This window comes from Klebsiella sp. Lac1 (genome assembly GCF_009825425.1).
In the GTDB taxonomy this organism is placed as follows: domain Bacteria; phylum Pseudomonadota; class Gammaproteobacteria; order Enterobacterales; family Enterobacteriaceae; genus Klebsiella; species Klebsiella electrica.
Map to the genome: position 1 here is coordinate 2087636 of NZ_VJZJ01000001.1, position 14111 is coordinate 2101746.

Annotated in this window: 13 protein-coding genes; 5 read left to right on the forward strand and 8 right to left on the reverse strand. The window is 60.3% G+C overall.

The features are described from left to right. Positions 1–493 precede the first annotated feature (493 nt). Positions 494–2515 carry a TonB-dependent siderophore receptor gene (locus FNY10_RS10135; RefSeq protein WP_160704876.1) on the forward strand — a complete coding sequence of 674 codons (2022 nt, stop codon included), beginning with the start codon at positions 494–496 and terminating at the stop codon, positions 2513–2515. 45 nt (positions 2516–2560) lie between these two features. Here FNY10_RS10135 and FNY10_RS10140 read toward each other — a convergent pair whose 3' ends face one another. The 7 genes from FNY10_RS10140 to FNY10_RS10170 form a co-directional block, all read right to left on the reverse strand. Beyond that, positions 2561–3004: a laccase domain-containing protein gene (locus tag FNY10_RS10140; RefSeq protein ID WP_160704604.1), complete on the reverse strand. Its 444-nt coding sequence runs from the start codon at positions 3002–3004 to the stop codon at positions 2561–2563. 173 nt (positions 3005–3177) lie between these two features. After that, positions 3178–4194: a 4-hydroxy-2-oxovalerate aldolase gene (gene mhpE / locus FNY10_RS10145; protein ID WP_160704602.1), complete on the reverse strand. Its 1017-nt coding sequence runs from the start codon at positions 4192–4194 to the stop codon at positions 3178–3180. Further along, complete coding sequence (gene mhpF, locus FNY10_RS10150) at positions 4191–5141, reverse strand: acetaldehyde dehydrogenase (RefSeq protein WP_131047929.1); 951 nt, start codon at positions 5139–5141, stop codon at positions 4191–4193. Before mhpF ends, mhpE begins: the two co-directional genes overlap by 4 nt. Further along, on the reverse strand, positions 5134–5940 hold the full coding sequence (gene mhpD / locus FNY10_RS10155) for a 2-keto-4-pentenoate hydratase (RefSeq protein ID WP_141964438.1): 807 nt from the start codon (positions 5938–5940) through the stop codon (positions 5134–5136). Before mhpD ends, mhpF begins: the two co-directional genes overlap by 8 nt. Before the next feature lie 9 nt (positions 5941–5949). After that, positions 5950–6816: a 2-hydroxy-6-oxonona-2,4-dienedioate hydrolase gene (mhpC, locus tag FNY10_RS10160; protein ID WP_131047927.1), complete on the reverse strand. Its 867-nt coding sequence runs from the start codon at positions 6814–6816 to the stop codon at positions 5950–5952. Between the two features lie 17 nt (positions 6817–6833). Next, positions 6834–7778 (reverse strand): 2,3-dihydroxyphenylpropionate/2,3-dihydroxicinnamic acid 1,2-dioxygenase, encoded by a 945-nt coding sequence (gene mhpB, locus FNY10_RS10165; RefSeq protein WP_131047926.1) that lies wholly within the window; start codon positions 7776–7778, stop codon positions 6834–6836. Between the two features lies 1 nt (position 7779). Then, positions 7780–9441, reverse strand: coding sequence for a bifunctional 3-(3-hydroxy-phenyl)propionate/3-hydroxycinnamic acid hydroxylase (locus FNY10_RS10170; RefSeq protein ID WP_160704600.1), 1662 nt, complete (start codon positions 9439–9441; stop codon positions 7780–7782). Positions 9442–9629: 188 nt separating this feature from the next. Between FNY10_RS10170 and FNY10_RS10175 the strand changes: the two genes are divergently transcribed. From FNY10_RS10175 to FNY10_RS10190, 4 genes are all read left to right on the forward strand, one after another. Beyond that, positions 9630–10436 (forward strand): DNA-binding transcriptional regulator, encoded by an 807-nt coding sequence (locus FNY10_RS10175; protein WP_160704598.1) that lies wholly within the window; start codon positions 9630–9632, stop codon positions 10434–10436. Between the two features lie 98 nt (positions 10437–10534). Beyond that, positions 10535–11596, forward strand: a complete 1062-nt coding sequence (locus FNY10_RS10180) for an ABC transporter substrate-binding protein (protein WP_160704596.1) — start codon at positions 10535–10537, stop codon at positions 11594–11596. Beyond that, positions 11586–12590 carry an iron ABC transporter permease gene (locus FNY10_RS10185; RefSeq protein WP_160704594.1) on the forward strand — a complete coding sequence of 335 codons (1005 nt, stop codon included), beginning with the start codon at positions 11586–11588 and terminating at the stop codon, positions 12588–12590. Before FNY10_RS10180 ends, FNY10_RS10185 begins: the two co-directional genes overlap by 11 nt. Further along, the gene (locus FNY10_RS10190; RefSeq protein WP_160704592.1) at positions 12590–13339 is read left to right on the forward strand and encodes an ABC transporter ATP-binding protein; all 750 of its coding nucleotides are present in this window, start codon (positions 12590–12592) and stop codon (positions 13337–13339) included. Before FNY10_RS10185 ends, FNY10_RS10190 begins: the two co-directional genes overlap by 1 nt. Here the strand turns inward: FNY10_RS10190 and FNY10_RS10195 are convergent. After that, positions 13323–14063: a substrate-binding domain-containing protein gene (locus FNY10_RS10195; protein WP_160704590.1), complete on the reverse strand. Its 741-nt coding sequence runs from the start codon at positions 14061–14063 to the stop codon at positions 13323–13325. The genes FNY10_RS10190 and FNY10_RS10195 overlap by 17 nt on opposite strands. Between the last annotated feature and the right edge of the window lie 48 nt (positions 14064–14111).

The following is a 14111-nucleotide window of genomic DNA, read 5'->3' on the forward strand; positions in this document are numbered from 1 at the left end:
CTTTTGATCATGCTGCGGATACATGTAGTAGTCAATACCCTGTTTTAGCGGACATAAAATATCTGTACTACCAGGATAAGCGCGTAGAGAAAGAAATATTTTTTATATATAAAACAAAATATTATATAACATACACCGGCAATAAAGCGCGCCAAAAACGCCGGTCTGGCAACGGCTGATTTTTTATCTTACAGAACATTTACTACTACATCCTCTCGTGATTGAATGATTCTCAATTACATGCCTGAACGCAAATCATCGCGCATGACAGGCAGATAATATTTTTAAGGGCAATGATTTAATTGGCTTTTTCTGTCTGCAAAGGACAGATTCGTTCACGAGAAACAGATAAATGACGCGATCAACGATCCCTTTCACCACGCTGAAAGGGCGAGCTCTTTTTTCACTGATATTTTTGGGTTCTTTTACCTCACCGGGATTAATTGCCGCAGAAAACAGCGTCAGCAGAGAGAAAAAGGCTGGCGACGAAACCATGACGGTGGTCGCCGGGCGCGATCGGCAAAATGACACCAACGGCTATCAGCCGGTTGCCAGCTCAACGGCGACCTTAACATCAATGCCGCTACTGGATATTCCGCAGGTGGTGAACACCGTCAGCGACAGAGTGCTGGAAGATCAGCATGCCACCTCCCTTGACGAGGCGCTGTATAACGTTGCCAACGTCGTCCAGACCAACACTCTCGGCGGCACCCAGGATGCCTTTACCCGCCGCGGTTTTGGCGCCAACCGCGACGGCTCGATCATGACCAACGGCCTGCGCACCGTCCTGCCGCGCAGCTTTAATGCCGCCACCGACCGCGTGGAGGTGCTGAAAGGCCCGGCCTCCACGCTGTACGGCATTCTCGACCCCGGCGGATTGATTAACGTGGTCAGCAAACGCCCGGAGAGCGCCTTCGGCGGCTCGGTTTCCGCCACCTCCAGCAGTTTTGGCGGCGGCAGCGGCCAGTTTGACGTCACCGGCCCCATCGAAGGTACGCGGTTGTCCTACCGGCTCATCGGCGAGTACCAACACGAAGATGACTGGCGCAACTATGGTAAAGAGAAAAGCCGTTTTATCGCCCCTTCCCTGACCTGGTCTGGCGACAGAGCGACGGTGAACGTATCGTACGCCCATCGCAACTACAGCACCCCGTTCGATCGCGGCACGATCTTCGATCTCAATACCGGCCATGCGGTCAACGTCGATCGGAAAACGCGCTTTGACGAGCCGTTTAACGTGACCGACGGCTACTCCGATCTGGCGCAGCTCAATAGCGAATATCGTCTGAACGATGCCTGGACCGCCCGCTTTGACTACAGCTACAGCCAGGATCACTACAACGATAACCAGGCCCGCGTGATGGCCTACAATTCGGCCACCGGCGCTCTGACCCGCCGCGTTGACGCCACCCGCGGCTCGACGCAGAAGATGCACGCCACCCGCGCCGATTTGCAGGGCAAGGTGGTGGTTGGCGGGTTTTATAACGAAGTGCTCACCGGCATCGCCTATGAGAATTACGATCTGCTGCGCACCGATATGATCCGCTGTAAAAACGTGAAAGGGTTCAATATTTACAACCCGGTCTACGGCACTATCGGCCCCTGCAACGCCGTGTCGGCTTCCGATAGCGATCAGCGTATTCAGCAGGAGAGCTACGCCGCCTACGTTCAGGATGCGCTCTATCTGACCGACAAGTGGATTGCCGTCGCCGGGATGCGCTATCAGTACTACACCCAGTACGCTGGCAAAGGGCGGCCCTTCAACGTCAACACCGACAGCAGCGACCAGAAATGGACGCCAAAATTGGGTCTGGTGTATAAGCTGACGCCGACCGTCTCGCTGTTCGGTAACGTCGCGCAGTCGTTTATGCCGCAGTCATCGATCGCCAGCTATATCGGCAATCTGCCGCCGGAAGAGTCCACCGCCTATGAAGTGGGCGCTAAGTTTGATCTGTTAAGCGGCATCACCGCCAACATCGCGCTGTTTGATATTGATAAACGCAACGTGCTGTACAACGAAATCATCGGCGATGAGACCGTCGCTAAAACCGCCGGCAAAGTGCGTTCACGCGGCGTCGAGGTGGATCTGGCCGGTTCGATTACCGATAACCTGAGCGTGATTGCCAGCTATGGCTACACCGACGCGAAAGTGCTCGACGATCCTGACTATGCCGGTAAGCCGCTGCCCAACGTCCCGAAACACACCGGTTCGCTGTTCCTGAGCTACGACATCCATAACGTCTACGACAGCAATACGCTGACCGTCGGCGGCGGCGGTCGCGCGGTGAGCAAACGCTCCGGCACCAACGGCGCGGACTATTATCTGCAGGGCTACGCGGTCGCCGATCTCTTCGCCGCCTATAAGATGAAGCTGCAATATCCGGTGACGCTGCAGGTTAACCTGAAGAACCTGTTTGATAAGACCTACTACACCTCATCCATCGCCACCAACAATCTGGGCAACCAGATTGGCGACCCGCGGGAAGTGCAGTTTACGCTGAAAATGGACTTCTGATTGTCTCGCCACGCCCGGACAGCCGTCGCGGCCTGTCCGGGTATATCAGGCCTCGCGCATAATCCACGAATACTGGAACGTCTTCTCTGCCGGGAAGTGGGTACGCCGCCGGTAAGAACCAAGCGATTGCGGCGTACAGTAGGTACAGCTGCCCAGCCATTCGATATTCTCCTGCATAACCCCCGCCTGGCGCAAAAGCAGTTGTGCGAAGGCCCGCAAATCGAACCACAGATTATCCTCCCCTCTTGCTGATGCCTTTTGCGCTTCGACGAACGGCTCGCTGCGCTGATGGAACAACCGGTCGCTATAGCGTTTCGTTAATTCACGCGCAGGCAGGGTGAGCAACGTCTGATAATGATGCACGATGTTGCCATGCACCAGCTTAACGGGCGCCATCTCGCTATAGGGAAATGCGGCGGTTTCGTGTACATCGAGAAAAGCGTGGCGAATACCGGGAATAGCGCTCAGTAAACGGGATTCGAAAGACATAATCATCGCGGACAGTAATAAGGGGGATAATTGACGGTAGGCCAAAACCATCGGATGCGCAAGGTGACACGCCAGCATCGCCTGGCCGGGCACAACGATGCGCCGTCGCCTGGGAAAGAGGCGGATATGAGCAGGTGAAAGGCGGCAGATACAGAATCTGCCGCGCCTCTTTTTTATTTCGCCCGGTTGCGCAGGTCCAGCGCCACATCGACGATCATATCTTCCTGGCCGCCCACCATCCGCCGTTTACCCAGCTCGACGAGAATATCGACCGCGCTCAGACCGTAGCGCGCGGCCGCCACTTCACTGTGGCGCAGAAAGCTGGAGTACACCCCGGCATAGCCCAGCGCCAGCGTTTCGCGATCGACGCGCACCGGGCGATCCTGCAGCGGCCGCACCAGCTCATCGGCGGCGTTCATCAGCGCATACAGATCCGTGCCGTGGTTCCAGCCCAGCTTGTCCGCCGCCGCAATAAAGACCTCCAGCGGCGCATTCCCCGCCCCGGCGCCCATTCCGGCAAGGCTGGCATCGATGCGATCGCAGCCCTCTTCCACCGCGGCGATAGAGTTGGCGACGCCGAGGCTCAGATTATGGTGCGCGTGCATCCCGGTGGCGGTTTCCGGCTTCAGCACCGCCTTGAGGGCGCGGAAACGATCGCGAATATCGTTCATATTCATCGCCCCGCCGGAATCGACCACGTAAATGCAGGTCGCGCCGTAGGATTCCATCTTCAGCGCCTGTTGCGCCAGCTGTTCCGGGGTGGTCATATGGCTCATCATCAGGAAGCCAACGGTGTCCATGCCCAGCTCGCGGGCAAAGGCGATATGCTGAGCGGAAACATCCGCCTCGGTGCAGTGGGTCGCAACGCGCACCACTCGCGCCCCCGCCTGATAGGCGTTTTTCAGATCGTGCAGCGTCCCGATGCCGGGCAACAGCAGCGTGGCTATTTTCGCCTGCGCGACGGATTCTGCCGCCGCCTCGATCCATTCGATATCGCTGTGCGCGCCGAAACCGTAGTTAAAACTTGAGCCCTGCAGACCGTCGCCGTGGGCCACTTCAATCGAATCGACGCCTGCCTTATCCAGCGCCTGCGCGATCTGACGGACGTTATCCAGTGAATATTGATGACGGATGGCGTGCATACCGTCGCGCAGCGTCACGTCCGAGATATAGAGTTTTTTACCGTTCATGCTGTTTCTCCCGCCGCGTCATTCATTGATTGCGCCATTCTTTCCGCCGTCGCCAGCGCCGCCGAGGTCATAATATCAAGGTTGCCCGCGTAGGCAGGCAGGTAGTGCGCCGCCCCCTCAACCTCGAGGTAAACCGCCGTTTTCAGGCCGGAGAAGCGGCCAACGCCCGGCAGGTTCACCGGCTTATCTTCCGGTATCACCTCAAACTGCACCTGCTGTTTCAGGCGATATCCCGGCACGTAGGCCTGCACCGCGGCCGCCATCTGCGCGATGGAAGCGGCAATCTCCTGCTGCGAAGCCGCTTCGCTGAGGACATAAACGGTATCGCGCATCATCAGCGGCGGCTCCGCCGGATTCAGCACGATAATCGCTTTGCCTTTCGCCGCCCCGCCCACTTTCTCAATCGCCTGCGAGGTGGTTTCGGTGAACTCATCGATGTTAGCGCGCGTTCCTGGCCCGGCGGATTTGCTGGCAATCGAGGCGACGATTTCCGCATAGTGCACTTTTGCCACCCGGGACACCGCCGCCACCATCGGGATCGTCGCCTGGCCGCCGCAGGTCACCATATTGACGTTGCCCTCGGCAAGGCATGCCTCAAGATTGACCACCGGCACGCAGTACGGGCCGATGGCCGCCGGGGTCAGGTCAATCACGCGGATCCCCGGCCTGGCTTCCCGCAGCGCGGCGTCGTTTTTCACATGCGCTCCGGCGCTGGTGGCGTCAAACACGAAATCAATATCGGCGAACTCCGCCATCTGCATCAGGCCGCCAACGCCCTGGTGCGTGGTGGCGACCCCCATGCGCCGGGCGCGGGCCAGACCGTCGGATTCAGGGTCGATACCGACCATCACCGCCATCTCCAGGTGCTGGCCGTGGCGCAGAATTTTGATCATTAAATCGGTGCCGATATTGCCGGATCCGATAATGGCGACTTTACGTTTACTCATGACTGCCTTCCTCTTCGGCGACAAAAGTTGCCGCCACTGAACCTAAACCGTCGATATGGGCCTCAAAGCGATCGCCTGGGTTAATTGCCACCATTGGGCCTAGCGCCCCGGTCAGCACAATATCTCCCGCGCGCAGCGGCTCGCCGAGGCTGGCCATTTTGCGCGCCAGCCACACCGCCGCATTGAGCGGATGGCCGAGGCACTCGCTCCCCCGCCCGCTGGATACCGCTTCCTGATTACGGGTCATGCTCATGGTGCAATTTTTCAAATCCAGCCCTTCCGGGCGCCGCGCCGGGCCGCCGAGGACATACACACCGCAGGAAGCGTTATCGGCCACGGTATCGACAAAGCCTATCGACCAGTCGCGGATGCGGCTGCCGACCACTTCCAGCGCCGGCAGCACCCACGCAATCGCGGCGTACAGCTCGTCAAAGGTGGTGTCGGCGTGCGGCAAATCCTGTTTCAGCACCAGGGCGATTTCCGCCTCCACTTTGGGCTGGAGTACGCGGGCATACGGCACCCCGGCATTATCGCCATAGCACATGTCGGCGAACAGGGTGCCGAAGTCCGGCTGGTTGACGCCCAGCTGCTGCTGCACTTTAGGGTGCGTGAGCCCGACCTTACGTCCGACAACCCGCCGTCCGCAGGCGACATGGTGCTGAACGTTAATGCGCTGAATGGCATAGGCCGCCTCCGCGTTATCTGCGCCGAGGAGATCGCGCAGCGGTTCAATGGCCCGCCCCTGGGCTTCGGCGTCACGCAGCCGTTGCGCCAGTTGTTCGAGAGATTGCGTTGTCATCACGGCTCCTTATTTCCGCGCCAGAAAATCCAGCACCAGCTGGTTGAAACTGTCGGCATGTTCCCACTGCGCCCAGTGGCCGCAGTCACGATAGATATGCAGTTCAGCGCCGTTAATCCCGGCGAGCAGGCGCAGACCGGCATCCATCGGCACAAAGCGGTCATTGCGTCCCCAGACGATCAGGGTCCGGGCGCGAATTTCGCCAAGACGCGGGCTAAAATCCGGAAACTGTCGCGGGTTGGCTTCCAGACTTTTGACGAAATTATCCAGATGATCGCGGCGCGACAGCATATTGTTGAGGCGCGCTTCGAACAGGGCTTCGGTCAGGTCGCGGGTGTCGAAGACAAAGATATTCATCATCTTCTTCAGGTTTTCGATAGTCGGTTCCCGGTACAGGCCGTTCAGCAGCTTGATGCCTTCGGTTGGCATCGGCGTGAACAGGCTCATGCCGCCGGTGCCGCCGCCCATCAGCACCAGTTTGCCCACCCGTTCCGGCCAGCTCAGGGTGAAGGCCACCGCGCTGTGTCCGCCCATCGAGTTGCCCAGAAGATGCACTTTGCTGATATCCAGCTGATCAATAACGCTTTTCAGTACCCGGGCATTCAGGTCGGAACGGGAGCCGCGATTGACGATCGCGTCGCTTTTCCCCCAGCCAGGGCAGTCCAGCAGAATCACCCGGTAGCCCGCCTCGACCAGCGGGTCGATATTGCGGCTAAAGTTGGCCCAGCCGGTGGCGCCGGGGCCGGATCCGTGCAACAGGACCACGGTTTCCTCCCCCTGGCCGCAATCATTAAAATGGATGCGTAGCGTTTCTCCGCCTTCTTCCACGTTGAGGAAACGGCTGGTGGCGGCTTCGGTTTGCGGTTGATAGCTCATGTTTATCTCCTGATGAATCAATTCTGCGTGATGGCGCTCAGCGAGCCGAATCCGGCAATCCACTCCGGTATTGGCCGGTAGTAGCGCCCTTCGCAACGCCAGTTGCCAAAAGCGGATAGCGCGGCAAAGGCCGCCACCCAGGTTTTCGTTTCGTGCGTCGATTTGCCGGCCATTGCCGACAGCTCCTCGTTACTGACCGCATCCAGCTCCGTCAGCCGTCCCTGCGCCAGCAGGCTCATAAAACGGTTGTCCCAGACGGGATTGAGCGGATAGAGCGAGTTCTGGTCCTCGATAAACTGTTTCGCCGCGCGAATGACTCGCTGCTGGCGCAGCTCCCGCTCGTCCGGCGGCAGCTGCTTGCCGCTGCCGAGCAGCCGGTCGCGCATATGGGCGTCGGCCTTCGCCAGCTCCGGTACCGGCGGCTGATGCGACAGCCCGCCGGAGCCAAGGATTAATACCCGTTTATTGAGGGTGGTCAGGAAGCGGCCAATGGCTTCGCCGAGCATGCGGGCGCGCTGAAAGCCCGGCAGCGGCGGGGCGACGCCGTTGATAAACACCGGCAGAACCGGCAGCCTGTCCAGCCCACCGAGCAGGAACTCCAGCGGTTGCGCAAAGCCGTGATCCACCTGCATGCAGTACGAGACCGCCAGATCGATCCCGTCCTTCATCACCGCATGGGCGCAGGCCTCCGCCAGCGCCGTCGGCACCGGCAGAACGCCGCTGGCGCTGCTGAAATCACCGATCGCGGTGGCGCCGATGCCTAAGCAGAACGGCGGCATCACGTCATAGAAAAAGCCGTTGTAATGGTCAGGGGCAAACAGCACCACCAGTTGCGGATCGAAGGCGGCAATCCGCGCCCGGGCTTCGGCGATAACCCCGTTGACTTCGTCCAGCACCGACGGTTGCGGGTCGACGTAGCCCACCAGCGGCGTATGGGAGAGACAGTGAAGAAAGGCATTCATATCAGGCCACCTTTTCAAGAAGGGAGGAGTCGGCCGCAGCCAGATGCAGGGTAGTCGCCAGGCGGTCGAGCTTAGCGCCAAGGGTTTGCGGAATGGCCACCGTCGCCACAAAACGGTCCGGACGCACCACCGCCACGGCGGTCTGATGCTGCGCAAACCAGCTTTTCAGGCGATTTTGCGTATCGCCGACGCGGATAACGTCGGCAAAATTGTCCTGCTGGCGATGAATCTGGACCTCCGGCACCACCTGGATAAAGCGCACGCCGACGGCGCGCCACTGGGCTATCTGCCCGGCATTCAGCCCCCATTGCGGGTTGCAGCCCCAGGCGATAATGGCGAAATTCGTGCCGATGACCTCATCCAGCAGCGTGACCGTACCGCTTTCGAGGGTGACTTTGGGCTGAATAAACATTTTCCCCACCGGCGAGTTTTTACCTTCCCCCTCCAGCAGCAGAGCGCCGGCGCGATATTGCGGCATCGGCTTGAAGCGCATCTCGAGGAAGTAGCGTTTGACCGGCGGGAGATAGTTCAGCAGCCAGGAGACTCCGTCGCGCACCGCGCCATGCCAGCGCTTCGCCGGCGCCAGCACGTTGCCGGCGGTCACCGAGAGATCGATCATCGCTTTGGCATGATCGCGCCGCTCCTGTTGATAGCTATCGAGCAAGTCGCTGCCCGCCTTGCCGTGCACCACCAGCGCCAGTTTCCAGGCGAGGTTAAATGCATCGCGCATCCCGCTGTTGTACCCCTGCCCCTGCCAGACCGGCATAATGTGGGCGGCATCGCCCGCCAGCAGAATGCGATCCAGACGGAAACGTTCGGCGATCCGGGCGTTATGGGTATAGACGCGCTGGCGGATCGGTTCGACGTTGTCCGGGTCCGGCAGCACCTTGCTCAACAAGCGGCGCATGTTGTCCGGTTCACTCAACTGGGCTTCGGTTTCGCCGGGCATCACCATAAATTCAAAGCGGCGTATAGCGTGCGGCAGCGCGGCGGAAACATACGGGCGGACCGGGTCGCAGCACAGATAGACATGCGGCGTCGCCAGCGGATCATTGGCGATATCAATCACTATCCACTGATTTGGCGCAGTTTTTCCTTCAAAAGGGATCGCTAAACTGCGGCGAATAAAGCTGCCGCCGCCGTCGCAGGCGACCAGCCAGTCGGCCTGCACCGTTTCGTGTTCGCCCGCCGGCCCCTTCAGATGCAAGGTCACCGCGTCGCAAGACTGGCTAAAGGCTTCCACTTCCCGGGAGAACAGGCAGCGCACATGGGGAAAACGCTGCAATCCTTCATACATAACCGCATCCACCTGCGGTTGAATAAACGCGTTGCGCCGCGGCCAGCCAAACTCATCGGTCATCGGCTGGATATCGGCGAAGCAGCGCCCTTTCGGCGTCAGAAAGCGCATCGCGTGCCACGGCGTGGTATGCGGGAGAACGTGGTCCACCAGCCCGATGCCCTGCATCGCGCGCAGTGATTCATCGTCAATGCCGATGGCGCGCGGGTAATCAATCAGCGCGTCGAGCTTTTCAACAACCACGACGCTGACGCCCATCTGACCAAGGTAGTTGGCCATCATCAGGCCGACCGGGCCCGCGCCGACGATAGCGACCTGGGCGGTGTGCTGCACAGCGGGTTGAATATCCGGATTCGATGTTGTCATTGCAGAACCTCACGACTCAGACAAGGTATCGGGCATCGCAAACTGATGCCGGCCACCTTGTTAACCAGATGTGAATATATTTTTACATTGAGGTCAGTATAGGGTCGGCAGGATGCGCTACAATCAAAACATCACCGAATGTGCACCAGGTGCACATCGTTGTTTATCTGGATATTTGTCGAGGAAGCATGCGCGAAAACAGCCAGGCGGATTACAAAACGGTCCGCGGATTGAGCCGGGGGTTATTGTTACTTAATTTGTTAAATAAATTCGATGGCGGGGCCACGGTAAGCACGCTGGCTGAGTTTAGCGGCCTGCATCGCACCACCGTCAGACGACTGCTGGAGACGTTGCAGGAGGAGGGTTACGTTCGCCGTAGTCGATCCGATGACAGCTTCCGTTTAACCCTCAAAATCCGTCAGCTGAGTGAAGGATTTCGTGACGAACATTGGATTTCTGCCCTCGCCACCCCGTTGCTGGGAGAGCTGTTACGCGAAGTGCTGTGGCCGACGGATATCTCCACCCTGGATGTTGACGCCATGGTGGTACGTGAAACCACGCACCGCTTCAGCCGCCTGTCGTTTCATCGCGCGATGGTCGGCCGTCGGCTCCCGCTGCTGCTGACCGCCTCGGGACTCACCTGGCTGGCCTTCGCCCCGGATCATGAGCGCCAGGCGATGATCGAACTCCTCGCGACGCGTCCGGAAGAGGAGTATCAGCTGGCGCGGGAGCCGGAAAAGCTGGCGGCAATTCTTGAGCGCACGCGGCGCCAGGGCTACGGCGAAAACTTTCGCAGCTGGCGGCAGGAGGAGAAAATCGCCTCCATCGCCGTGCCGATCCGCAGCCAGCAGCGGGTCATTGGCTGCCTGAACCTGGTTTATATCGCGAAAGCGATGAGCCTTGAGCAAGCGGCGCAGAAATATCTGGCGCCGTTGCAAAAAGTGGCCGCGCAGATCGAGTCGCGAATGACCGAAGAAGAGGTTTTTTACGAGTAAAGTTGTCCTGAATGGGTAGACAGGCCGGTAAGCATTGCTTCTGCTAACGCTATATATTTTAATATACAGCGATTCCTCTTACCTAACCGAGTCTTCTCATGTCAAAACGACCCCGTTGCTTACCGGGGCTGACGCTGGTCAGCGCCTGCCTGTTTGCCGGTTATGCCTTTGCCGACCGTACCGTCACCGACCAGCTCGGCCGCGAGGTGACGCTTCCTGACCACGTTACCCGCGCCGTCGTGCTCCAGCATCAGACCCTCAATCTGCTGGTGCAGCTTGATGCCGCCGATGAGATTGTCGGCGTAATGAGCAGCTGGAAAAAGCAGCTCGGCCCGGCTTTCGCCCGCTTTATGCCGGGGATTGAACAGCTGCCGGCGCCGGGAGATTTAACCCAGGTCAATATCGAAAGCCTGCTGGCGCTGCATCCGCAGGTGGTGTTTGTCGCCAACTATGCGCCGCAGGCGATGATTCAGCAGATTCAGAACGCCGGGATCCCGGTGGTGGCTATCTCGTTACGCCAGGACGTCGCGGGTGAAAAAAACAAGATGAACCCGTCGATGGCCGATGAAGAGCAGGCCTATAACGAAGGGTTAAAGCAGGGTATTCGCCTGATTGGCGAGGTGGTCGATCGTAAAAACCAGGCGGAAACGCTGATTAGCGCCGTGTTTGCGGCGCGTAAAGAGGCCAACGCGCCGGTCGCCGATATCCCCGATGACCAGCGGATACGCGTCTATATGGCCAACCCGGACCTCAACACCTACGGCTCCGGCAAATACACCGGCCTGATGATGAAACATGCCGGCGCGCTGAACGTTGCGGCGGCCTCGGTCAAGGGCGCGCGCCAGGTATCGCTGGAGCAGGTTTTACAGTGGGATCCGCAGGTGATCTTTGTCCAGGACCGCTATCCGCAGGTGGTCAAACAGATCGAGTCCGACCCGCAGTGGCAAGGAATCGATGCGGTAAAAAACCACCGCGTCTGGCTGATGCCGGAGTATGCCAAAGCCTGGGGTTACCCGATGCCGGAAGCGTTGGCCCTCGGCGAGCTGTGGATGGCCAAAAAGCTGTACCCTTCCCGCTATAACGGCGTGGATGTTGATGGTAAAGCGCAGGAGTATTACCAGCGATTTTATCGCGTGAAGTGGACGCCGGATGCTCAGTAATCGTCACCCGGCGCTGTTGCAAGGCGCGCTGGCGCTGGCCGCCTTGTGGATTGCCGTCGCCTCGCTGTGCGTCGGCCAGTATCACCTGAGCCTGAGCGAGGTGTTCAGCCAGCTGGCACACCTGTCGCCTGCTGACGGCGTGGCCGGACAAATCGTCTGGTCGGTGCGCCTGCCGCGCGTTACCATGGCGCTGCTGGCCGGCGGTGCGCTCGGTCTGTGCGGTGCCGCGTTGCAGGGCGTGTTCCAGAACCCGCTGGTGGATCCCCATATCATTGGCGTCACCTCCGGCTCCGCCTTTGGCGGCACGCTGGCCATCCTGCTGGGGCTGGACAGCGTGCTGATGATGACCTCCACCTTCGGTTTCGGCCTGCTGGCCTTAATGCTGGTGTACCTGATTGCGGCGCTACAGGGGCGGGAAAACACGCTGGTGCTGATTCTTTCCGGGATCATTCTCAGCGGTTTTTTCGCCGCTCTCGTCAGCCTGATGCAATATCTGGCCGACAGCGAAGAGACGCTGCCGAATATCGTCTTCTGGCTGCTGGGCAGCTTCGCCACCGCCAACTGGCACAAAGTGGCGCTCATGGCGCTGCCGGTGCTGCTCAGCGCCGCGGTCCTGATCGCGCTGCGCTGGCGGATTAACCTGCTGGCGCTGGAGGAGAAAGACGCGCGCGGGCTCGGCGTCTCGGTGACCGCGCTACGTCGCGGCGTGCTGCTATGCTGCGCGGTGCTGGTGGCCGCGCAGGTGGCGGTCAGCGGCAGCATCGCCTGGGTGGGGCTGGTTATCCCGCATCTGGCGCGACTGCTGGTCGGCGCCGACCACCGCCGTCTGCTGCCCACCGCCTTCTGGCTCGGCGGCGGGTTTATGATCGCGGTAGACGATCTGGCACGCTCGCTGACCCAGGCGGAGATCCCCATCGGGATCATTACCGCGTTGCTCGGCGCCCCGCTGTTTAGCTGGCTGCTGATCCATACGCGTCGTCGGGGAGCGGTCTGATGAAGATGTCGCTTCGCCTGTCGGCACTGTGCTACGGCCACCGTCAGCCGCTCTTCCGGCCGCTCAGCCTGCAGTGCCTGCCCGGTGAAATCTGGGCGGTGCTCGGCGCCAACGGGCGCGGGAAAAGCACCCTGCTCGACACCCTCACCGGCGTGCTGCCGCCGCTGGGCGGGAGTTTCCACAGTGAAGGCGGGATAGCGATTGTGCCGCAGTCGTTCCGCCCGGCGTTCAACTGGCAGGTACGGGAGGTGGTGTTAATGGGCCGCGCCCGGCAAGTCAATCTGTTTGCCCAGCCGGCCGTTGAGGATGAGCGTCGGGTCGAGGAGGCTTTACACCAGTTGAGCATCGCCGATCTCGCTGACCGCGCGTTTCGTTCGCTCTCCGGCGGCCAGCAGCAGCTGGTATTGATTGCCCGCGCGCTGGTGGGCGCCAGCCAGAATATCCTGCTCGATGAGCCCTGCTCGGCGCTGGACCTGTCCAACCAGCAGGTGGTACTGCAGCTCATCAGCGACCTGGCCCATCGCCAGGCGCGCACCGTACTCTTCACCACCCACGACCCCACCCATGCCCTGCAGGTCGCCAGCCATACCCTGCTGTTGCTGCCGGACGGCGAGTGGCTGGCGGGACGCTCCGGGGAAGTGCTTAGCGAGGCGCATCTGCAACGCGCCTACGGCCTGGCGGTGCGTAAAATTACGCACCCCGGTTCAGACATGCCGCTGCTGGCGCCGCAGTTTACGATTCGGCGCTAGCCGGCAAAAAACCCGCAGCCTGCAGAGCGTGCTGACCTTCGGCTCCGAGAATAAAGCGACACAGCCGCTGCGCCCCGGCGCTCTCGTCGAGGGTGGTTAGCAGGTAATCGGCCTGGATATTCCACGGCGCCGGAATCGTGACCGTCCGCAGATCGTCGGCCAGCGCCATCTGACGGGCATAATGGGCATAGCCGATAAACAGGTCGGTTAATCCTTCGCGAATAAGCCAGGCTCCCGCCGTCTCGCCCGGCGGGACGCTGAGCGACTGTCGTCCTCCGACCAGCGGCTGAGCACGGGCCATCATCGCACTGCCGACGCCGGGGAAGCGGGCTTCAATGCGCTCAAACAGCTGCCAGGTATAGTCGCCGGACGGGTCGCAGCCCGGCGTCGATGTAGCCAGACGCAGCTGCGGGTTAGTGAGGAGCGTCAGCCAGTCGGCCATATCACCGGCGGCGGCGCGACGGGCGGTCAGCATCAGCTGGTTACGGGCAAACAGATGGCATTCCCCCGCCCTCCCGGCCTGGCGCAGCGCCTGGGGATGCTGGCGGTTGGCAGAGGCGAATACCGAACACACCGCCCCGCCTTCAATTTGTTCGCGCAGCAAACCGGCGGGGCCGAAATGGGCCTCAACCAGAATACCGGTTTGCTGATGGAAACGCGCCAGCAGCGGGATAAACGCCCCTTTCAGGCTCCCCGCCGCCAGCAGAACGACTGCGCTGGTCATCGTGATTGCTCGCTAAACGCCCGGAAACAGAGCGCTATAGTAACCGGG